The following is a 20,820-nucleotide window of genomic DNA, read 5'->3' on the forward strand; positions in this document are numbered from 1 at the left end:
TATGCCGGGTGAACCGCCTTCTTCCCCGTCTTGCGCGGATCTTGACCCGTCTTTGAGCTGGGCTGGGCAGGCTCTCCATCAGCACCAGGAATGCACACGCACCTCACACGCACCGAATGGCGACCGGACGCCGGCCGGAGCAGAACCCTTGCGAGACGCCGCAACGACCAACAGAGGGGTTCCCAGGAACATGCTGGAGCGCGACCAATGCCTCGACCAGCTCACAGAACTGCTCGACACATGCGCCGAGGGGAACGGCGCGACGGGTGTCATCAGCGGTGCGGTCGGGTTCGGCAAGACCACGCTGCTGGAGGCCGTGGTGTCCAGAGCCGCGGCACGCGGGTACATGGTGCTCGGTGCGGTCGGCTCCAAGGTGGAGAGCGCGATCCCGTACGCGGTGGTGGAGCAGCTCTTCCAGAGCGCTGAACTCGCCGGCGCCGAGACCGACCTGCACGTCCCGTTACAACGGGCCAAGGAGGAGTGGTCCCACCTCGGCATGGAGGCGGGAGCGGCCCAGGCCATGCAGGCGTACCACGCGCTGCTGGTCGAACTCAGCGCGCACCAGCCGGTCGTGCTGTGCGTCGACGACATCCAGCACGTCGACTCCGAGTCGCTGGCCTGCCTGCTCTACCTGATCCGGCGCTGCCGCCGGAACCCGGTCACCATCCTCCTCACGCTCGGCCCGTCCGGGGCCGCGCCCTGCGAGGGGGTGCTCGCCGAACTGGCGTGCCGGCCCGGTGTCGCGCACGTGCGGCTGGGCGCCTTCGACGAGGTGGGCATGGCCCGGCTGATAGCGGACCGGTTCGGACCGGCGGCCGCGGAGCAGTACGCACCCGGGTTCTACGCGATGAGCGGCGGCAACCCGCTGCTGGCGCAGGCCCTGGTCAGCGACCACACCGCCCGGCCCGCGCACCCCGAGACCGGCTACCACCCGGTCGCCGCCGACCTGTTCCGCGAGGCGTCGGTGGCCTGCACCCGCCGCAGCGGCCTGAACGGGCTGCGGGTGGCCCGGGGGCTGGCGATCACCAACGGCGCCGGCTCGTCCACGCTGCTCGCCCGGCTGGTCGGGCTGGAGAAGCGCGACGTGGACGCGGCGATGAAGATCCTCACCGAGTCCCGGCTGATCGAGGGGCTCCGCTTCCGCCACCCGGCGATCCGCTCGGCCGTGCTGGACAACATGTCGGCCGTGGACCGCACCCGGCTGCACCACCGGGTCGCCGGGCTGCTGCGCAACGACGGCGCGCCCGTCATCGTGGTCGCGCAGCACCTGATCGCCGCGGGCGCCGTGGAGGACGACTGGGCGCCGCAGTTCCTGATGGACGCGGCCAAGCAGGCGTTGCGCGAGGACCGGGTCTCCCTCGCGGAGCAGTGCCTGCAACTGGCCGACAACTGCTGCCAGGACCAGGGCCGCAGCCATGCCATCAAGGCGAACCTGGCGCGCATCAAGTGGCGGGACCAGCCCGAGGCGGCCGCGCGCATCATGCTGTCCCTGGTCGCCCCGGCCAGGGCCGGGGACCTGCCGGGGTCCCTGCGCCTGAAGGTCGCCCACCGGCTGCTGGTGCAGGGCCGGGTCACCGACGCGGTCGAACTGATGGGGCCGCTGTTCGCCGGAGGCGCCGACGGGACACCGGCGGAGCGGCTCACGCTGGAGCTGGACGTGACCCGGCTGTGGCTGGCCTTCACCTACCCCGGGGTCCACCAGCAACTCGTGGGCGACCTCCCGCCGGAGCAGCAGCGGCAGGTGCCCTCGCACCAGATCGGGCGGCCCCGGCTGTCGGCCATCCACACGCTCTGGGCGGTCCTCAAGCGCGGCCCCGACGACGTGCTGGTGGCCGAGGCGGAGCGGGTGCTCCAGCACCTGCTGGCCGAGGACGACACCATCAGCTCGTTGAACTCCGCGATCGCGGCGCTGGTCTACGCCGACCGGCTGGAGTCGGCGGCCGCCTGGTGCGGCCGGCTCCAGACGGCCGCCACCGAGCGCCACGCCCCCACCTGGCACGCCCTGTTCACCTCGACACGGGCGATGATCGCGCTGCGCCGGGGCTCGCTGCGCAGTGCCGCGGAGTCCGCGGAGGCCGCGCTGCGCAGTATGTCGGTGGAGGCATGGGGCGTCGAGATCGGCATGCCGCTGGCCACCGCGATCGAGGCCCGGACGGCGATGGGGGACCACGCGGCCAGCGCCGAACTGGTCAACAGCCCGGTCCCGCCGGGCCTGTTCCAGACCCGGTTCGGGCTGCACTACCTCTACGCCCGTGGCCGCCACTACCTGGCCACCGGCTACTACGACGCGGCCCTCGCGGACTTCATCCAGTGCGGCGAGAAGGCGCAGGAGTGGGACCTCGACTCTCCGGCGCTGGCGCCCTGGCGGACCGGGGCGGTGGAGGTGTGGCTCCAGCGCGGGCAGCGCGAGCGCGCCGGCCGGCTGGCCGACGAGCACCTCGCGCTGGTCAAGCGGGGGCAGCGCCGCACCCTGGGGGTCGCGCTGCGGGTGCAGGCCATGACGCGGCCCTCGTCGCAGCAGGCCCACCTGCTGGGCACGGCGGTGGACATGCTCCAGACCGCCGGGGACCGCTACGAGCTGGCGCTGACGCTGGTCGAGCTGTGCCGGACGCACCAGCGGCAGGGCGCGGCCGCGCAGGCACGGCTGCTGGTCCGCCAGGCGTGGCGGATGGCCAGCGAGTGCGGCGCCGAGGGGCTGTGCTCGTCGCTGATGCCCAAGCCGGTCGCCGGTGTCCCGGTGGAGCAGCCGCGCAGCCTGCCGCCGTCCGACGACGTGGTGGCGGGGGTGCTCTCCGAGGCCGAGCTGCGGGTGTGTTCGCTCGCGGCCCGCGGCCACACCAACCGGGAGATCTCCGACAAGCTCTTCGTGACGGTCAGCACCGTCGAGCAGCACCTGACCCGGGCCTACCGGAAGCTCAACATACGGCACCGCCGCGAGCTGCCGGCCAGCCTCGCGTCCTGACGCCCGCCGTTCCGGCCGCCGCCCCGCCCCGCCCCTGCCCGGGCGGGGCGGCGGCCCTTCCGTGTCCGGTGCCGGGGCCGTGTCCGGTGCCGGCACCGTGTCCGGTGTCCGCGCCAGCGCCGGCAGCCGATCCCGTGCCGGCTCGGGCGTCAGGCCGTCGGGTAGTCGCCGGGCGCGAAGATCTCCTCGACCGACACCGGGGTGTCGAGCAGGTGCTGCTCGCGGGCGTAGCGGATGAGGGCCTCCAGGGACCGGGCGTTCGGCTCGACGCCGTAGGGGATCGGGTCCTCGTCGTCCGGGACGGCCGCGCCGGCGGCGAGCGCGGCGACGAGTTCGGCGCGGCCGGCCCCGGCGGCGCGCTTCGCGGCGGCGAAGGCCGCGTACAGGTCGGTGGCGAGCCGGGGGTTGTCGCGCACCAGTTCTTCGCGCACCACGATCACGCCGTGGATCGGGTAGACGCCGGTGCGGCGGTACCAGTCCCGCTCCAGCGGCTCGGGGGTGCCGAACAGCGAGTAGGGCGGTTCGGCGGCGGGCCGCGGGCCGCTGTCGCCGGTCGTCCAGCCGTCCTTGGGCGCGCCCTTGCGGCCGACCCCGGCGTTGCCGGTCAGCGCGGCGTCGATCCGGCCCTGGTCGAGCAGGTCCACCAGGCTCTCGCCGGGCGCGACCGCCGAGACGTTCGGCGGCGCGACGTAGCTCGCGACGTGCTCCTCGTCGTCGGTGACCCAGCGGACCTCGGCCGGGTCGACGCCGAAATCGTCTGACAGCAGGCCGCGTACCCACACTCCGGTGGTCACCGAGTAGGCGCGCACACCGACCGTGCGGCCGACGAGGTCGCCGGGCACCCGGATGCCGGACGCGGCATGGCAGCGGATGTGCCCGTGGTGGAAGAGCCGCTTGGTGAAGACCGGGACGGCGATCACCGGCACGCCGGCGGCGCGTGCCATCAGATACGTGGTCGGCGCCAACTCGCACACGTCGTACGCGAGTTCGCGGACCATCTCGCGGTAGGCCCGGATGATCGGCTTCGTCGGGACGAACTCCAGCGGGCCGCCGGGCAGCTCGACGGCGCCCTCGGCCAGCGCCCGGGTGTGCGGATAGACGGTGAACGTCGACTTCAGCGAGGACACGGCTCTCAACTCCCTGTCACGAACCTGGCACAGCAGTCCGCCGGTGATTGTCAGACAATGAATCTCGCATCGTCAAGCGATTTGACACGATGGACGCATGGGAGCGTTGGTGTTCACGGGATGTTCTGCCAGCTAATAGGGGTATTTGACCTACCGTAAGGGCGTCCGAAGTGAAGTTAACCCCGTCGTAACGCTTGACAATCATCTGCAAAGCGTCTGACGATCTCGTCCATGGCCTCTGTGATGGAACCCACATCCCGCACTCCTGAGGCGGCACCGCCACGCAGCCGACGCGCTCTCGTGCGGTTCACCCCGGAGCGCATCGCGCTCACGCTGTTCACCCTGGCCGTGGTCGCCCTGATCGCGGCACCGCTGGTGGAAGTCGTCATCCGCTCGCTCGAGAAGCAGACCGGTCTGACCGGCCACGTGTGGTCCGGTGCGAACTACCAGCAGCTCAAGGCGTCGGAGATCCTCAGCTCCGCCCGCAACAGCGTGGTCATCGCCCTCGGGTCGATGGCGGTGGCCACCGTCATCGGCGTCGGGCTGTCGTGGCTGGTCACCCGCACCGACCTGCCCCTGCGACGGGCGTTCGAGATCCTCAACCTGATCCCGTTCTTCCTGTCCCCGCTGATCGGCTCGATCGCCTGGACCTACCTGGCCGACCCGCGGACCGGGTTCATCAACCGGCTGGCCCGCAGCGCCGGGATCAGCCACGGGGCGGTCTTCAACGTCTACTCCACGCTCGGCATCATCGTCGTGCTCGGCCTGTTCCTGGTGCCGTTCGTCATCCTGCTCACCGGCGCGGCCTTCCGGCAGATGGACTCCTCGCTGGAGCACGCGGCGGCCGCCTGCGGCGCGTCAGGCTGGCGGACGGCGGTCCGCGTGACGCTCCCGCTGGCCAGCCCGGCGATCATGGCGGCCGCGATCCTGACGTTCGTCATGGCGATCGAGGACCTGTCGGTGCCGCTGGTGCTCGGCTACGGCAACGGGATCCAGACGCTGTCCACCCGCATCTACGACGCGGTCCAGACGTTCCCGCCGAACTACAACTTCGGCGCCGCGCTCGGCTGCGTGATGATGCTCATCACCGCGCTGTGCCTGTACCTCCAGCGCCGCGCCATGCGCGACCGCGGCTACGTCACGGTCACCGGCAAGGGCTCGCGGGCCGAACCGCTGCGGCTGGGGCGGATCCGCTGGTGGGCCTTCGCGGCCGAACTGGTCTACCTGCTGTTCGCCGCGCTCCTGCCGATCGGCATCCTCACGCTGATCGCGTTCTCCAAACGCTGGACCGGGACGGTCGACTTCGGCGACCTGACCCTGGACAACTTCCGCGCGCTGTTCGGGAAGGGCTCGATCGTCAGGACCGCGTTCCTCAACAGCCTGGAGCTGTCCGCGCTGTGCGCCTGCGTGGTCGTCGCGCTCAGCGTCGTGCTCGTCCACGCGATCGAGCGGGCCAGGATCACCGGCCGCCGGCTGTTCGAGGTCTGCCTGACGATCCCCGTCGCGGTGCCGGGCCTGGTGCTGGGCGTCGGGCTGCTCACCCTGCTGCTCAAGACCTCGCTGTTCGGCACGCTGTGGATCATCGGCGTCGCCTACGTCGTACGGTTCCTGCCGTTCGCCCATCGCTCGGTGTCGGCGGCGTTCCTGTCGGTGCACACCGAACTGGAGGAGGCCGCCCGCACCAGCGGGGCGTCCCTGGGGCGCTACGTCTTCCGGGTGCTGCTGCCGCTGGTCCGCCCGGGACTGGTGTCCGGATGGCTGCTGGTCTTCCTCACCTTCATGCGCGAACTGCCGATGTCGGCCCTGCTGCAGACGACCGGGACACAGACGCTCTCGGTGGCCCTGCTCAACAGCCGGTCCTTCGACTCCCCGGGCGTGACGGCCGCGTTCACCCTGCTGCAGGCGGCCGTCCTGCTGGTGGCCGCGGCGGTCTTCTGGACGATCACCACGCGCCGCGACGGCGCCTCCTCCGACATGGCGGCCGGACTCTGATGGGCAGGAAGACGATGAAGACATCCACCGGCGGGCGGACCGCGCCCGCGCCGTCCCCCGCGCCGGCCGAGACCGCGCCGCCGCGTCGCACCGGACACCTGGAGGTCGCCGGACTCACCCGGGACTTCGGTTCCGGCGGAGTGCGCGACGCCTCGTTCTCGGTCGAGCGCGGCCAACTGGTCACGCTGCTGGGCCCCTCGGGCTGCGGCAAGACGACCACCCTGCGCTGCCTGGCCGGCATCGAGGTCCCCGACGCGGGCCGGGTCCGGCTCGGCGACACGACGATGACCGCCACGGCCGAGGGGGTGCACCTGCGGCCGGCCAAGCGCGACATCGGCATGGTCTTCCAGTCCTACGCGCTGTGGCCGCACATGAGCGTCTTCGAGAACGTCGCCTTCCCGCTGCGCACCCGCGGTGAGCGCACCGCCGCCATCCGGCCCCGCGTCGAGGAGATGCTCGAACTGGTCGGGCTGGAGGGCATGGGCCGGCGCCAGCCCAGCCAGCTCAGCGGCGGCCAGCAGCAGCGCGTCGCCCTCGCCCGCGCCCTGGTCTACCGCCCCGGGCTGCTGCTGCTCGACGAGCCGCTCAGCAACCTCGACGCGGCCCGGCGCGACGCCGTACGCCGGGACATCGGCCGGCTGCAACGGGAGCTGGCCATCACCGCCGTCTACGTCACCCACGACCAGGACGAGGCGATGACGCTCTCCGACCGCATCCTGGTGATGCGGGACGGCGCCATCGTCCAGAACGGGACGCCGGCCGAACTCCTCGCCGCGCCCCGGTCCCTGTTCGTCGCCGGCCTGCTCGGCCAGATCAACGTCCTCACCGGCGTGCTGGCCACCGAGCGGACCCGGACCGGACCGAACGGCACCGAACGCGTCGGCGGGGTGGACATCGCCCTGGCCGACGGCACGACCCGCCTGTCGGCCCGCCTCGTCGGGCCGGCCGCGGTCGGCGAGAACGTGTCGGTCGTGTGGCGCCCCGGCGACATCACGATCGACACCGCCGCGGACGACCCGTCGGCGCCGGACCGCGTGAACGCGCTGCCCGGCACCGTCACCGCCGTCCGCGTCGGCAGCTCGGTCACCGAGTACGACATCGACGCCGGGATCACCACCCTGCGGGCCCTCGGCTTGGGACGCGCGACCGCGTCCGTCGGCTCCCGCGTCCACGTGTCCTGTCCGGTGGACAGGTCCATATCCCTCACCCACTGAAGTCTGGAGACCCCTTCATGCCCTTCGACACGATCGTGCGATCCGCGAGCACCTTCGGCCCGATGCAGACCGACTGGGAGACGCGCATCGACATGGACCGGCTGCGCACCGAGCGGCTGGCGAAGACCCGCGCGGCGATGGCGGCCGCCGACGTCGACTTCCTGATCGAACTGCGCGCCGAGAACGCCCGCTACAGCACCGGCATCAAGCGGCTGTACTGGCCGACCATCCAGTTGGGCGGCGGCCCGCTGGCCGTCCTGGCCGCCGAGGGCGACTCGGCGATCTGGATCATCGACCCGGACTACGCGGCCAAGAACATCCCCTGGGTGCCGGACGACCGGTTCCACACCCCGTACCAGATGGACATGACCCAGGACGTCAACTCCTTCGTCGACGACCTGTACCACTACTTCGGCTCGAAGATCGAGACCGCCCGCATCGCGGTGGACATCTGGTCGCCGTCCATGTTCGACGTGCTGACCAGGCGGCTGCCCAACGCCACCTTCGTCAACGGCCAGGAGCTGATGATCGGCGCCCGCCAGATCAAGACCGCCGACGAGATCAAGGCCCTGAAGATCGCCTACGCCATCTCCGAGGCCGGCATGCAGGCCGCGGTCAACATCCTCAAGCCCGGCGTGCGCGAGTGCGAACTGGTCGGCGAGTGCTTCCGCGCCATGTGGGACCTGGGCACCGAGACCACCCAGTGCTCGGAGGTCGTCAACTCCGGGCCGGGCGCGCACCCCTACCGCCGCTTCCACAGCGACCGGATCGTGCAGCACGGCGACCTGGTCAACATGGACTTCGGCGGCTGCTTCTCCGGCTACTTCGGCGACTTCTGCCGCGCCTTCGTCTGCGGCGACAAGCCCACCCCCGCCCAGGTGGACCTGCTCAAGCGGGCCCACGAGTTGCAGTACGAGCAGCTCAACGCGCTCGGCCCCGGCGTCAGCCCGGCCGACATCTGCGCCAAGCTCGGCCGCAGGACCCTCGGTCACGGCATCGGCATCTCCGCCTTCGAGGGCCCGCACCTGCGCGCCCAGGACGACTACGAGCTCAAGCCCGGCATGACCTTCTCCGTCACCAGCCCGCCCATCGGCGAGGAGGGTGTCGGCGGCGTCCACCTGGAGGACGAGATCGTCATCACCGAGACCGGCATCGACCTGTACTCGACCTACCCCTACACGCTGGGCTGACCTTGTCCGGCAACCGTACGCCGGCCGCCGGCTGGCTCGTCGTGGGCGTCGGCCGCCACGTGGACCGCTACGGTCTGCCGGCGCTCGCCCGCGCCCGCGGCGCCGCGGCCGTGGCCCTGTGCGGGACCGACCCTGTCCGCACCGCCGACCTGGCGGAGCGGCACGGGGTCGGCCGGTGGGGCGCCTCGGTCGAGGAACTGCTCGGCGACCCCGGCGTCACCCACGTCTACGTCTGCTCCCGCAACGAGCGGCACGAGCGGCACGTCACGCTCGCCGCCGCGGCCGGCAAGCACGTCCTGTGCGAGAAGCCGCTCGCGCAGGACCCGGCCGCGGCCCGCCGCACCGTCGCGGCCTGCGCGCGGTACGGCGTCGTCCTCGGCACCGGCTTCCACCTGCGGCACAACGCCGCGCACCGGGAGGCGCGGCGGCTGGTGGCCGACGGCGCGATCGGCCGCCCGCTGTGGGTGGACGTGTCCTACCTGCACCAGGTGGGACACGGCGACTCCGCCGCGCGGCTGGCCGCCTCGCGCACGGTCACCACCCCCAGCAAGGGGGCGATGGCGGGAACCGGGGCCCACGCCGTGGACCTCGCGCAGTGGCTGGCCGGCGACCGCGTCGTCCGGCTGTCGGCGACGCTCGCCGAACTCGACCCGACACCGGCCGGGCCGCAGCGCGTGGTCCAGGTCAGCGCGACCACCCGCGGCGGGGTGCTGGTCACCCTCACCGCGGGACGCACGACCCACCCGGCCAACGGGCTGACCGTGATCGGCGAGGCGGGGCGGCTGACGGTGTCGGAGTCGATCGGGAACACCGGCGGCGGCACGCTGTCGCTCCGGTCGGCGCAGGGCAGCACCGACACCGTCTTCCCCCCGCACGACGTCTACGCGGCGCAGTTCGAGGCGTTCGCCGCCGCCACCGGCGGCGCGGCCGCCGCCCCGTTCGGCGCGTCCGGCGACGACGGGCTGTCGGCGCTGAGCGTCGCGGAGACCGTGGACCGGGCCCTGGCCGGACCAGCAGCTACGCAGGCCGTCGATCCGCCGGCCCGCCCGACCCGAGGAACACCGTGACCGTTGTGAACACCGTCATCACCAAGAAACTGGGCTACCTCGCCACCACCGAGCGGATGCTCGCGGCGCTCGGCCCGGTCGCCTACTGCCCGGACCAGCGCCCGGAGACGGTGCGCGAGCACCTCGCCGACGCCCGGATCGTCGTGGCCACCAAGGGCGTCACCATCGACGACGCCGTCCTCGACGCGGCACCGCACGTCCGCCTCATCGCCGCGCCCACCGCCGGCTTCGACTGGATCGACGTCGAGGCGGCCACCCGCCGCGGCATCCCGGTCGTCGCCAACACCGGCGCGGCGGCGGACGCGGTCGCCGAGTTCACGCTCGGCGCCGTGCTGGCCCTCACCCGCCGTATCGTGGCCGCCGACCGCGACCTGCACGGCAGCGCCGACTGGGGCCCGGTGCGCGACCGCTACTCCCGGGCCGACCAGCAGATCGGCTCCGACCTGACCAGCAGCACGGTGGCCGTCGTGGGGCTGGGCCACATCGGGCTGAAGACCGCCGAGAAACTCGCGGTGCTGCGCCCGCAGTCGATCATCGGGTACGACCCGTTCGTCCCGGCCGAGCGGGCCCGGCAGGCCGGCGTCGAGGTGGTCGGAGACCTGCACGAACTCGCCGCCCGGGCCGACATCGTGCTGCTGCACGTCCCGCTGACGCCGCAGACCACCCGGCTGGTCGACGCGGCCTTCCTGGCGAGGCTGCGGCCCTCCGCCCTGCTGGTCAACCCCTCGCGCGGCGAGGTGGTCGACGAGCCCGCGCTGGTCGCCGCGCTGCGCGAGGGCCGGCTGCGGGGCGCCGCGCTCGACGTGTTCGAGCAGGAGCCGCTGCCCGCTGACTCGCCGCTGCGCGGCATGGACAACGTCGTGCTCACCCCGCACATCGGCGGCGTCACCGCGCAGTCGGACGAGACCCGGGCCCGGGAGATCGCCGAGCGCGTCCTCGCCTGCGTCGCCGGCACGCGACCGGTCGGCCTGGTCAACCCCGAGGTCTGGGACACCCGGCTCGCCGCCACCACTGACTGACCCGGAAGGAACCAACCCATGATCTTCTGCTTCTACGACAAGGGCACCCTCGGCGTGGTGCGCGAGGGCCGGGTCGCCCCCGTGCCCACCGACGTGGTCCCGGCCGCGGCCACCCCGCAGCAGCGACTCGTCGCCCTGATCGAGGGCTACGAGCAGGCCGGCCCCGCGCTGGAGAACGTCGCCGCGCACGCCGCCTCCCACGGCACGCCGCTCGCCGAGGTCGCCCTGGAGGCGCCGGTGCCCGCGCCCACCCAACTGCTGTGCGCGGTGAAGAACTACAGCGACGACCGGCAGGGCGTCGAGGCCGACTTCTTCCTGAAGTCGATCCTGTCGATCGTGCCGACCGGCAGCACCGTCAGCCTGCCGCCCGCCCAGGCCCGGGTCTTCCACCACGAACCCGAACTCGCCGCCGTCATCGGCGTGGGCGGCACCGACATCCCGGCCGCCGAGGCCATGCCGCACGTCTTCGGCTACACCGGCTTCCTGGACCTGTCGGCGCGCGACCTCGGCACCACCTACTACATGAAGAAGTCGCCGCGCGGCTTCGGCCCGATGGGCCCGGTGCTGGTGACCGCCGACGAGTTCGCCGACCCGCACGACCTCACCGTCGAACTGTCGGTCAACGGCACGCTGCGGCAGCGCTACTCCACCGGGCAGATGGCCAACCGGATCGAGCGGCTGATCGAGGTGGCCTCGTCGGTCAGCGGCCTGGTGCCCGGCGACGTGATCGCCACCGGGACCTACCACATCGGCATGGGACCGATCCAGGACGGCGACCACGTCAGCATGACCATCGAGGGCATCGGCGAGCTGGCCGTCGACGTGGTCGACCCGAGCCGGCGGGAGTGGGACGTCAGCGCGCTCAAGGTCGCCACCGGCCCGGCGCCGGTCCGGACGGCGGCGGCGGAATGACGATCTCCGCCGTCTTCGGCTCGAAGTCCGCCCTCGCCGCCCTGCGGGCGCACCGATGGGCGTCGACCACCGACACCTTCTCCTTCGCCGACATCACCCCGGTGCACCGCGCCTTCCCCGGCGTGGTCGAAGGGGCGTACGACGTGGCCGAACTCGCCCTGGTCACCTTCCTCCAGGCGCTGGACAACGGCCGGCCGGTGACGCTGCTGCCGGTCACCCTGCTCGGGCGCTTCCAGCACCACTGCCTGGTCACCGCCAAGGAGACCGCCGGCCTAAGGGCCGACTCCCTGGCCGGCAAGCGGATCGGCGTGCGGGCCTGGACCCAGACCACCGGGGTGTGGGTGCGCGGTTTCCTGCGCGACGACCACGGCGTGGACGTCGGCGACGTCGAGTGGGTCGTCTACGAGGGCGGCCACGTGGACGGGTTCGCCGACCCGCCCTACGCCACCCGCTCCACCAGCGGCAACACCCTGCCGGTCGACTTCCTCGCCGGGGCGGTCGACGCGGCGATCCTCGGCAACGAACTGCCGGACGACCCGCGGGCCAGGACGCTGCTGCCCGATCCGGCCCGCGCCGCCGCCGGGTGGTACGGCCGGACCGGCGCGATCCCGGTCAACCACGTGGTGGTGGCGAGCGACGACTTCGCCCGGGCCAACGCCCACCTGGTCGCCGAGGTCTGCGAGGTGCTCGGCGCGAGCGTGCCGCACCCGCCGGCGGTCAGCTCGTCGCCCGACCTCCACCCGCGCGGGTTCGACGCGCTCCAGCCGTCGCTGGACCTGGCCGGCCGCTACGCCTACGAGCAGGGCATCATCTCGCGGCCGATCACCGCCGCCGAGGTGCGGGCCAGGACCGAGGACCTGACCGGTATCGACCTCGGACACATCGCCGACCCCGCCGACCGAGTCGACCCCGCCGACCGAGCCGCACCCGCCGACCGAGCCGAACCGGCCGCACCCGCCGGCTGAGCACGCCCCGGCCGCGGCCGCCGCCCCGGCGGCCCCGACCGACATCCGACCACGAGGAGAAGTACCCGGACCGCAGCACGTGCCCGGGACCGGCAAGGACATCGGCGTCCTGCTGTGCGGCGCCGGAGTCCGGGTGGACCTGCGAACCCCCACGAGAGTCGTCCGCCACGTCATCACATGGCCGAAGGAGCCCTTGGTATGAACGCAACAGTGGTAGCAGCACCCAGACGTCGCCTCCGGTTCCGCGCCCTGCTCGCCGCAGGGTGCGCCACCGCACTGGCCGCACTGGCCGCCTGCGGTTCCCAGAGCGGCGGCGGAGCGGGTGGCGGCGACGCCTCGGTGGACATCTCCACCGTCAAGGCCCCGATCCTGTCCGGGCTCAGCGGCGCGGAACGGACGCGGGTGGCCACCCTGATCGCCCAGGCGAAGAGCGAGAAGTCCTTCACCTGGGTCGACTCGGTGGTCGCCCCGACCACTGCGTCCGCGATGATCACCGAGTTCCAGAAGGAGTACGGCCTCACCTTCAAGCCGACGTTCGAGCGGCTGACCTCCGGCGACCTGTCCACCCGTATCCAGCAAGAGGTCACCGCCCAGAACTTCAAGACCGACTTCTTCGGCGTCGCCTCCCCCCGGCTGTTCTCCACCCTCAAGCAGGCCGGGGCGCTGCTGAAGTACAGCTCGCCGGAGTCGTCGCACTACACCTACGCGTCGAAGTACGTCAGCGAGCAGCCCGGGTACTGGATCGCGCCGGTCGCCTACTCCTTCGGCGTGATCGTCAACCCCGCGCTCTACCCGACCCCGATCACCAGTTGGAAGCAGCTGTCCGACCCCGCCCTCAAGGGCAAGTGGGACGTCGCCAACGTCAGCGCGAACGAGGGGTCGCTGTACTGGTACTACGGCCTGAAGCAGGTGCTGCCGAAGTCCACCTTCGAGAGCTGGGCCGCCAACGGCCCCACCACCTCCTCGGGCAGCTCCGCCCAGGAGGCGCAGAAGGTCGCGGAGAAGCAGGTCGACGCCACCGTCACCAGCGGGTTCCGCGCCTCGCAGATCGTCAGCCAGACGAAGGTCCCGCTCAAGGTCTACTACCCGAGCGAGGGCACCGTGCTCAACGGGCAGACCTACGCCATCCCCTCGGGCGCGCCCGACCAGGCGATCGCCAAGCTCTTCGACGACTTCCTGCTGAGCAAGGCGGGCGAGCAGATCTACGTCGACAAGGAGGGGATAGCCTCCTTCTACCAGGGGGTGACCGCCCCGGCGGCCGACCTGGCCTACCAGCCGTCCATCGCGTCGATGACGATCCTGCCGGTGAACACGGACAAGATCAGCACCAGCCAGCTCGACGACGCCAGGAACAGCTGGAAAAGCATCTTCTCCCGGTAGAAGGCGGCCTGATTCCATGACGACCTTATGCCGGTACCACGACCAGAGGAGGGGTTCGCGTTGACCTCGGAAGCCGGAGAGGACCGCTCGGAGTCCGGGAGGCTGCTGCGCGCCCGCCGGGAACTCGCCCTGGCGATCCGCCGGGGCGAGTACCAGCCCAACCAGCGGCTGCTGGAGACCGAGCTCACCGCCACGCTCGGCATCTCCCGGCCCACCCTGCGCTCGGTGTTCGTGGCGCTCGAGCAGGAGAACTACATCTCGCTCGAACGCAACCGGGGAGCCCGGGTACGGCAGTTCTCGCCCGAGGAGGCCATCGAGATCCTCCACACCCGGGAGATCCTGGAGTCCGCCGCCGCCGGGCTGGCGGCCACCAGGATCACCCCCGAGGAGCGCGAGCGGCTCGAAGCGATCATGGAGCGGATGACGCCCGCCGCCCTGGAGCACGACGCGGCGGCGTACTCCTCGGCCAACCGGGAGTTCCACGGGCTGGTGATCAACGCCTCGCGGCAGCCGACCCTGATCCGGTTCATCCGCTCCACGCCCTACCCGCTGGTCATGAGCCAGTACCGCGACCCGAAGACCCCGCACCCGCGGGTCGAGGCGCTGCGGGAGCACCGGGCCGTCCTCGCGGCGCTGTGGACCGGCGACGCCGCGGCCACGGAGGCGGCGATGCGGTTCCACCTCGCCGCCACCCGCCGGGCGCTGATGCTCGGATCGGCGGCGGCCGGCTCCGGGGACACCGCATGACCGGCATCGGCATCGAGGGCAAGGCCGTGGTGGTGACCGGATCGGCCCGCGGGCTCGGCCTCGGCTATGCCCGGCACCTGCTGGCCGCCGGCGCGCGGGTGGTGCTCAACGACCTCGACGCGGAGTTCACCCGCGCGGTCGCCGGGGAACTGGGCGCGGGCGACGCCGTCGCGTGGTGCGCGGGCTCGGTCGCCGACCCGGCCACCGCCGACGCGCTGGTGGCGACCTGCCTGCGGCACTTCGGCCGGATCGACGGGCTGGTCAACAACGCCGGGGTGCGCCCGGAGGGACTGAGCTGGGAGGAGGACCCCGAGGCCACCCGCCGCGCGGTCGAGGTGAACCTGCTCGGCACGCTCTACTGCGGGGCTGCCGCGCTGCGGGTGTTCCAGGCGCAGGACAGCGGATCGGTCGTCAACGTGTCCTCGCGGGCCCAGACCGGCATCGAGAGGAGCGCCACCTACGCGGCGACCAAGGGCGCCGTCGCGTCGCTGACCTACTCCTGGGCGCTGGACGCGCCGCCCGGCGTGCGGGTCAACGCGATCGCGCCGCAGGCGCGGGGTACGGGGACCCGGCGGGCCGGCTGGGTCCCCCGGCCGGAGGAGCCGGAGCCGGACGCCATGGCCCCGCTGGTGACGTTCCTGCTCAGCGACGCCGCCCGCGGGGTCAGGGGCCAGGTCGTCCGCATGATCGGCACGACCGACGGCCTGGCGCTCGGCCTGGTCCACCACCCCCGCGGCGGACGGCTGCTGGCCGACCCGCGCGGCTGGACGGCCGAGGGCATCGCGGCCGCCTTCGACGCCGAACTGGGCCGCGAGCAGGACCCGGTCGGCGCCCTGTCCCGGCCGGTGGGCTACCTGCGGCTGGGCGACACCCGGGTGACGGTGCGGTAGCGCCCGTCCGGCGTTCCGGCAGGTCCCGGCGGATCCCGGCGGATCCCGGCGGATCCCGGCGGATCCCGGCGGATCCCGGCAGATTCCGGCGGGTCCGGCAGCGCCGCCCGCCCGCCCTGCCCACCGGCGTGCGCACGGCACGTCCGTTTCGAGACACGGACCCCGGCAAGGAGGTCGACGCGATGGTGTGGTCGGTGCGAGGCGTCTTCCGGCGTTCCGGACGGCAGGCGCCGCGCTGGTGGGGGCGGTTCGGCGACGGGCTGTCCGGAGGTGACGCGTGGGCGGCCGTCGACCTGATGCCGTGGCGGGCGGCGGCCCCGGCGTGTCCGCCGGGCGGCGCTCAGCCGCGGTCGGCGCCCGACGCCGCGCCGCGGTGCCGCTCCGCCTTCGAGACGAACTCCGCGGTGTCGTTGAGCCAGGGGAACGGCGCGGAGGGCGGCTCCACCCCGAGGAACGCGCACAGCGGCCCCCACCCCTGGTCCACCTCGTAGACCAGCAGCCGTTCGGCCGGGACCTCGCGGCGCACCGCGGCGTTGTGCCGGTCGAACACCGCGGTGAGGTGCGCCTCGTCGCGGCGGCCGGAGAAGACGTGGTCGGCCATCGCCCGGGCCAGCCGGCGCAGTCCGGCCAGCACGGGATCGGCGGGATCGGCGGGGCCGGCGCGGTCGTCGAGGAGGTCGTTGAAGAGGTCGTCGCGCAGGATGGTCGCGGTCATGCTCGCGTACCAGGCGTGCGCGTCGCGGACGCTGAGGACGAGCTTCGCCTCCGGGAACTCCGCGGCCAGCTCCCGCCAGTAGAAGCACCCGGGGGCGTCCGCGGTCGCCCGGTAGCCGGCGAGGACCCTGCGCGCGTCGATCGGCCCGCCGTCGTAGACGCGCGCCCAGTGGTCGATGTGCCCGGGGTGCAGGATCATCTCCCGGGTGTGGTAGCACGGGCCGAGGCCCAGCAGGTTCAGTGCCTGGCGGAGGGTGGACGTGCCGGTCCTCGGGAAGCCGACGCCGATGATCTCCATCGTCTGGTTCCTCATTCCCTTCCTCGTCCCCGGTCGTGGAGGGCGGACAGGTCGTCGGCGAGCACGTCGTACCCGGGCTCGGCCAGCAGCCGCCGGGACATGCCCGCCGCACGGTACCGGCAGGCGTGGTCGGCCAGGACCCGGGCGCACGCGGCGGCCAGCGCCCCGGGGGTCGCGGCGGTCGGCTCCACGTGCAGGCCGAGCCCCAGCTCCTGGATCCGTTCCGCGTTCGCGGGCTGGTCACCGAACATCGGCACGTTCACCATCGGGGTGCCGGCCGCCATCGCCAGGTGCACGCTGCCGAATCCGCCGTGCGAGAGGAAGAGTTCGGCGCCGCCCAGCAGGTGGGACAGCGGCACGAAGGGCACCAGCCGGACGTTGTCCGGGCGCGGCCCGGGGAAGTCCGCTTCGGCCGCCACGACCGCCGTGCAGGGCAGTTCGCCGAGCGCGGCGACCATCGCGGTGAGCAGTTCCCGGGACTCCGGCACGACCACGGGGGCGACCGTGCCGAGCCCGGCGACGACCAGCGGCCGGTCGTCGGGCAGGTCGGCGAGGACCGGGTCGAGGGCGCCGGCCACCGGGTCCGGCCGGTAGGAGCGGGTCGGGCCGACCGGCAGCGACGGGGGGTACCACGCGCGCGGGATGATGCCGGCGAGCAGGCCGCGGACCGGGTGCCAGACGTCGTCCACCGGGTCCAGTCCGAGGTCCGCGCGCTGGGCGCCGAGCGTGTCGTGGACGTAGGGCAGGTTCAGCGCGGAGAAGGGGGAGATGTCCAGCACCGCCCGCGGCAGCCCCAGCCGTTCGGCCGCCAGGTAGCCGCCGAACTCGTTGCACTCGCGCACGATCAGGTCCGGCCGCCACCGCTCGGCCGCCACGATCACGTCCCGGGCGAACACGCCGGCCAGCGCGCCGGCCCGGGCGAGGGTCAGCCGGCCCGGCCGCGCCCGTGCCCGGGCCCGCTCGCCTCCGTCCCGCGCCGGTGCGGCCGGCATCCCCGGGCTGGACGCGAAGTCGGGGTCGGTGAGCAGTTCCTCCAGGGTCCGCACGTGCGGCAGCGGCAGATGGTCCACACCGGCGCGGGCGAGCGCGCCGGCCATCGCCGGCGCGGTCGCCACCGCGACGGTGTGGCCGGCCCGCCGCAGCGCGGTCGCCACCGGCACGACCACTGGCATCATGTGCGAGTAGTAGGGGAGACAGGTCAGCACCACACGCATAGGCGGTCCTTCTCCTTCCAGCTCACTCCGCGTCCCCGCGGGGAAGGCGCCCGCGCGGACCGGAGCGGCGGCCGCGACCGGACAGGGGGGATCGCGGGCGGCGGCGAGCGGACACGCGGACGGCGGCGACCGGACGCGCTCACGGCGGCGACCGGACACGGAACGGACGGGAACGGACGGGGAATGCGAACGACCGGAGGCGGCCCGGGAGCGACGGCTCGCCGGCCGGGTACGGGTCCGCACCTGACGTCGTCCGAGCCTAGGCACCCCCGCGGGAGCCGACAAGTACGCCTCGGCCGAAGGGCGTTCGCCACCGGCGCGGCCGACCGCCCGAGGCGTTCCGGGGGGATGCCCCGCCACTTCGCGGGGCAGTGATCGGACGGTAAGGCGTCGCCGGCCGGCGGACCGCGCCGGAACGCCCCCGCCCCCCACGGAAGGGAACCCCCTTGCCTGAGACCGGGCCGAAGTCCGCGCCGCAGACCGCCCCCGAGCGCCGGCCGATCCCGACCGAACGCACCCGGACCCGCCCCTTCGACCCGCCGCCGGACCTGGGCGACCTCCGCACGCGGGAGCCCGTCTGCCCGGTCGCCATGGCCGACGGGGCCAACGGCTGGCTGCTCACCCGCCACGCCGACGTCCACGCGGTGCTCGGCGACCACCAGCGGTTCAGTTCGCGCGGCGACCTGCGCAGTTCCGCCCTCGACAGCCAGGTGACCGCCGCGCGGGCGGCCCGCCCGGGTGAGGTCAACGCCGTCGATCCCCCCGAGCACACCCGCCTGCGGCGCAAGCTCGCCGGCAAGTTCACCACCAGCCGGATGGCGCGGCTGTCCGAACGCATCACCGCGATCGTGGACGAGACCCTGGACCGGATGGAGCGGCACGGCCCGCCGGTCGACCTGGTGGAGGCGTTCGCCTCACCCGTGCCCTCGCTGGTCATCTGCGAGTTGCTGGGCGTCGACTACGCGCAGCGCGCGGAGTTCCAGGAGCGGACCAGGCAGATGCTGCGCCTGGGCGCCGGCGCCGAGCAGTTCGTGACGGCCGTGGAGGAGATGGCCGGCTACGTCGGCCGGCTGGTCGAGGCCAAGCGGGCCGCGCCCACGGACGACGTGCTCGGCGCCCTCGCCGCCGACGAGGAGCTGACCACCGAGGAGGTCTCCCGGATGGGCCTGGCGCTGCTGGCCGCCGGCCACGAGACCACCGCCCACATGCTGGCGCTGGGCACCTTCGCGTTGCTGCGCCACCCCGACCAGCTCGCCGCGCTGCGCGCCGACCCGGGTCTCGTCAACGGCGCGGTCGAGGAACTCCTGCGCTACCTGACCATCGCCCAGTACGGCGCCGAGCGGTCGGCCACCGAGGACGTCGAGGTCGGCGGCCGGCTGATCAGGAGGGGCGAGGTGGTGGTGCCCGCGCTGATGGCCGCCAACCGCGACCCGCAGCGCTTCGCCGATCCCGACGCGCTGGACGTGCGCCGCCAGGCCGCCGGCCACGTGGCGTTCGGTTTCGGCATCCACCAGTGCCTCGGGCAGCAACTCGCCCGGATCGAGCTGCGGATCGGCTACCGCGCGCTGCTCGCCCGGTTCCCCACCCTGCGGCTGGCCGTCCCGCCCCAGGACGTGCCGCTGCGCACGGACTCCCTCACCTACGGCGTGGCCGAACTGCCGGTGGAATGGGACCGGACCGGCCACTGATCCCGCCGGGCCCGGGCGGCACCCGGCGCGCCCCGCGCATCCGCGCCAAATGGCGGCATTCACGGCACCCGGGGTGTCCGCGGCACCCCGGGCATCCGCGGGCATTCACGGCGGTGTCCGGCGCTGTGGAGCACCCTGCCGAGCCCCGCGCGCGATACCGGGAATCCGGCTCCGCCAAACACCCTTCGTTCCCGTTGTCGGCAAAGAAGACGGCCGCGCCAATTCCCTCGGCGCCGCACCGCGCATTCCGGTGCACAAGCCGCACTTCAACCCGGTCGCGGAGGGGGAAAGGCGCTATTGACCGACGGAGAACGGGTCGGGGACAGTGGAACGACAACCCGGCCGCGCGAACGACCCTATCGACGGCCGGGGGGCCCTTGGCGCACAACCCAGAACGGAGCGTCGCCATGACACCCATACGTCACCAACTGGCCCTGAACGAAAATTTCTCCTTACACCTTCCCGGGGTGCAGGACGCCCTCAGGCAATCCCTGGAAGACGTCAACCTCACCGGGGACCCCTTCTCCCGCGGACTGGTCGCCGCACTCGCGGAACACCTGGACGTGACGCCCCGGCAGGTGGCCGCCGGCCCCGGATCGGCCGCCCTGCTGCTGCAACTCCTCGGCGCCCTCGCCTCGGACGGAGCCGAGGTCGTGCACGCGTGGCCGTCCTTCGACATGTACCCGCCGCTCGTCCAGGCCGCCGGGGGCACCCCGGTACCGGTGCCGCTGAAGGACTTCGGCCACGACCTGGACGCCATGGCGGCAGCCGTCACCCCACGGACCCGGCTGGTCCTGCTGTGCAACCCCAACAACCCCACCGGCACCGTGCTGGGCGAGGCCGAACTGAAGGAGTTCCTCGGCCGGCTGCCCTCGCGGGTGCTGGTCGTCGTCGACGAGGCGTACCTCGACTTCGCCGACCGCGGCACGGCCGCCGACGCGGTCGACCTGTTCCGCGGCGACCCCCGGGTGATCGCGGTGCGGACGTTCTCCAAGTCCTACGGCCTGCTCGGACTGCGCGTCGGCTACCTGGTCGCGGACGAGTCGGTCGTCGCCGCACTGGCGCCGACCTCGCTGTTCCTGCGGGTCAGCACCCCGGCGCAGGCCGCCGCGCGCGCGGCGCTGAGCGCGCAGGCCGTGATGCGGCGGCAGTGCGCCGAACTCGGCCGCGAGCGGGAACGCGTGCACCGGGCGCTGACCGCCCTGGGCTACCGGGTGCCGGCCAGCGCGGCCAACTTCCACTGGCTGCCGCTGGGCGAGGACAACGCGCGGTTCGTGGCGTTCTGCGCGGACCACGGCGTGGCGGTCCGGGAGATCGCCGGCGCCGGCGTGCGGGTCACCGTGGGCACTCCCGAGGCCAACGACGAACTGATCCGGCTGGCCGGGATGTTCGCCTCCGACACGGCGTCCGGCGCGGTTCGCGCGGGCCGGCGGCAGTAGAC

16 protein-coding genes are annotated in these 20,820 nt (G+C 73.1%); 13 read left to right on the plus strand and 3 right to left on the minus strand.

Going from position 1 to position 20,820, the window contains the following annotated elements; translation table 11 throughout:
- Positions 1 to 190 precede the first annotated feature (190 nt).
- Positions 191 to 2,962, plus strand: coding sequence for a helix-turn-helix transcriptional regulator (locus tag RVR_RS31060; RefSeq protein WP_202237219.1), 2,772 nt, complete (start codon positions 191 to 193; stop codon positions 2,960 to 2,962).
- Between the two features lie 149 nt (positions 2,963 to 3,111).
- Here RVR_RS31060 and RVR_RS31065 read toward each other — a convergent pair whose 3' ends face one another.
- Positions 3,112 to 4,089: a substrate-binding domain-containing protein gene (locus RVR_RS31065; protein ID WP_237405066.1), complete on the minus strand. Its 978-nt coding sequence runs from the start codon at positions 4,087 to 4,089 to the stop codon at positions 3,112 to 3,114.
- 231 nt (positions 4,090 to 4,320) lie between these two features.
- On the opposite strand from RVR_RS31065, the gene RVR_RS31070 reads away from it, so the two are divergent.
- The 10 genes from RVR_RS31070 (at position 4,321) to RVR_RS31115 (ending at position 15,465) form a co-directional block, all read left to right on the plus strand.
- The gene (locus RVR_RS31070; protein ID WP_202237220.1) at positions 4,321 to 6,081 is read left to right on the plus strand and encodes an ABC transporter permease; all 1,761 of its coding nucleotides are present in this window, start codon (positions 4,321 to 4,323) and stop codon (positions 6,079 to 6,081) included.
- Between the two features lie 14 nt (positions 6,082 to 6,095).
- Positions 6,096 to 7,295: an ABC transporter ATP-binding protein gene (locus RVR_RS31075; RefSeq protein WP_202237221.1), complete on the plus strand. Its 1,200-nt coding sequence runs from the start codon at positions 6,096 to 6,098 to the stop codon at positions 7,293 to 7,295.
- A 17-nt stretch (positions 7,296 to 7,312) separates the two neighbouring features.
- Positions 7,313 to 8,485 carry a M24 family metallopeptidase gene (locus RVR_RS31080; RefSeq protein WP_202237222.1) on the plus strand — a complete coding sequence of 391 codons (1,173 nt, stop codon included), beginning with the start codon at positions 7,313 to 7,315 and terminating at the stop codon, positions 8,483 to 8,485.
- Between the two features lie 2 nt (positions 8,486 to 8,487).
- Positions 8,488 to 9,552, plus strand: coding sequence for a Gfo/Idh/MocA family protein (locus tag RVR_RS31085; RefSeq protein WP_202237223.1), 1,065 nt, complete (start codon positions 8,488 to 8,490; stop codon positions 9,550 to 9,552).
- Positions 9,549 to 10,571 (plus strand): NAD(P)-dependent oxidoreductase, encoded by a 1,023-nt coding sequence (locus RVR_RS31090; protein ID WP_202237224.1) that lies wholly within the window; start codon positions 9,549 to 9,551, stop codon positions 10,569 to 10,571. Before RVR_RS31085 ends, RVR_RS31090 begins: the two co-directional genes overlap by 4 nt.
- A gap of 18 nt (positions 10,572 to 10,589) precedes the next feature.
- Positions 10,590 to 11,483 carry a fumarylacetoacetate hydrolase family protein gene (locus tag RVR_RS31095; RefSeq protein WP_202237225.1) on the plus strand — a complete coding sequence of 298 codons (894 nt, stop codon included), beginning with the start codon at positions 10,590 to 10,592 and terminating at the stop codon, positions 11,481 to 11,483.
- A complete protein-coding gene (locus RVR_RS31100) occupies positions 11,480 to 12,448 on the plus strand; it encodes a substrate-binding domain-containing protein (RefSeq protein ID WP_202237226.1) in 969 nt (322 codons plus the stop codon). Before RVR_RS31095 ends, RVR_RS31100 begins: the two co-directional genes overlap by 4 nt.
- Positions 12,449 to 12,646: 198 nt before the next feature.
- Positions 12,647 to 13,828, plus strand: coding sequence for an ABC transporter substrate-binding protein (locus RVR_RS31105; protein ID WP_202237227.1), 1,182 nt, complete (start codon positions 12,647 to 12,649; stop codon positions 13,826 to 13,828).
- 60 nt (positions 13,829 to 13,888) lie between these two features.
- Positions 13,889 to 14,575: a GntR family transcriptional regulator gene (locus RVR_RS31110; RefSeq protein ID WP_202237228.1), complete on the plus strand. Its 687-nt coding sequence runs from the start codon at positions 13,889 to 13,891 to the stop codon at positions 14,573 to 14,575.
- Positions 14,572 to 15,465 carry an SDR family NAD(P)-dependent oxidoreductase gene (locus RVR_RS31115; RefSeq protein WP_202237229.1) on the plus strand — a complete coding sequence of 298 codons (894 nt, stop codon included), beginning with the start codon at positions 14,572 to 14,574 and terminating at the stop codon, positions 15,463 to 15,465. Before RVR_RS31110 ends, RVR_RS31115 begins: the two co-directional genes overlap by 4 nt.
- A gap of 340 nt (positions 15,466 to 15,805) precedes the next feature.
- Here RVR_RS31115 and RVR_RS31120 read toward each other — a convergent pair whose 3' ends face one another.
- Together RVR_RS31120 and RVR_RS31125 are read right to left on the minus strand one after the other, a co-directional pair.
- Positions 15,806 to 16,492: a sulfotransferase family protein gene (locus RVR_RS31120; RefSeq protein ID WP_202237230.1), complete on the minus strand. Its 687-nt coding sequence runs from the start codon at positions 16,490 to 16,492 to the stop codon at positions 15,806 to 15,808.
- A complete protein-coding gene (locus tag RVR_RS31125; protein ID WP_202237231.1) occupies positions 16,489 to 17,691 on the minus strand; it encodes a glycosyltransferase in 1,203 nt (400 codons plus the stop codon). The genes RVR_RS31120 and RVR_RS31125 overlap by 4 nt, the downstream gene beginning before the upstream one ends.
- 446 nt (positions 17,692 to 18,137) lie before the next feature.
- On the opposite strand from RVR_RS31125, the gene RVR_RS31130 reads away from it, so the two are divergent.
- Both RVR_RS31130 and RVR_RS31135 read left to right on the plus strand, forming a co-directional pair.
- On the plus strand, positions 18,138 to 19,379 hold the full coding sequence (locus tag RVR_RS31130) for a cytochrome P450 (RefSeq protein ID WP_202237232.1): 1,242 nt from the start codon (positions 18,138 to 18,140) through the stop codon (positions 19,377 to 19,379).
- Between the two features lie 407 nt (positions 19,380 to 19,786).
- On the plus strand, positions 19,787 to 20,818 hold the full coding sequence (locus RVR_RS31135; RefSeq protein WP_237405067.1) for an aminotransferase class I/II-fold pyridoxal phosphate-dependent enzyme: 1,032 nt from the start codon (positions 19,787 to 19,789) through the stop codon (positions 20,816 to 20,818).
- Positions 20,819 to 20,820 lie beyond the last annotated feature (2 nt).

The organism is Streptomyces sp. SN-593, assembly GCF_016756395.1.
Classification (GTDB): Bacteria; Actinomycetota; Actinomycetes; order Streptomycetales; family Streptomycetaceae; genus Actinacidiphila; species Actinacidiphila reveromycinica.

What these genes read in the sequence shown, in the direction of transcription:
- RVR_RS31060 (WP_202237219.1), top strand. Translation starts at nt 191, where the DNA reads ATGCTGGAGCGCGACCAATGCCTCGACCAGCTCACAGAACTGCTCGAC.
- RVR_RS31070 (WP_202237220.1), top strand. Translation starts at nt 4,321, where the DNA reads ATGGCCTCTGTGATGGAACCCACATCCCGCACTCCTGAGGCGGCACCG.
- RVR_RS31075 (WP_202237221.1), top strand. Translation starts at nt 6,096, where the DNA reads ATGAAGACATCCACCGGCGGGCGGACCGCGCCCGCGCCGTCCCCCGCG.
- RVR_RS31080 (WP_202237222.1), top strand. Translation starts at nt 7,313, where the DNA reads ATGCCCTTCGACACGATCGTGCGATCCGCGAGCACCTTCGGCCCGATG.
- RVR_RS31095 (WP_202237225.1), top strand. Translation starts at nt 10,590, where the DNA reads ATGATCTTCTGCTTCTACGACAAGGGCACCCTCGGCGTGGTGCGCGAG.
- RVR_RS31100 (WP_202237226.1), top strand. Translation starts at nt 11,480, where the DNA reads ATGACGATCTCCGCCGTCTTCGGCTCGAAGTCCGCCCTCGCCGCCCTG.
- RVR_RS31105 (WP_202237227.1), top strand. Translation starts at nt 12,647, where the DNA reads ATGAACGCAACAGTGGTAGCAGCACCCAGACGTCGCCTCCGGTTCCGC.
- RVR_RS31115 (WP_202237229.1), top strand. Translation starts at nt 14,572, where the DNA reads ATGACCGGCATCGGCATCGAGGGCAAGGCCGTGGTGGTGACCGGATCG.
- RVR_RS31120 (WP_202237230.1), bottom strand. Translation starts at nt 16,492, where the DNA reads ATGAGGAACCAGACGATGGAGATCATCGGCGTCGGCTTCCCGAGGACC.
- RVR_RS31125 (WP_202237231.1), bottom strand. Translation starts at nt 17,691, where the DNA reads ATGCGTGTGGTGCTGACCTGTCTCCCCTACTACTCGCACATGATGCCA.
- RVR_RS31135 (WP_237405067.1), top strand. Translation starts at nt 19,787, where the DNA reads ATGACACCCATACGTCACCAACTGGCCCTGAACGAAAATTTCTCCTTA.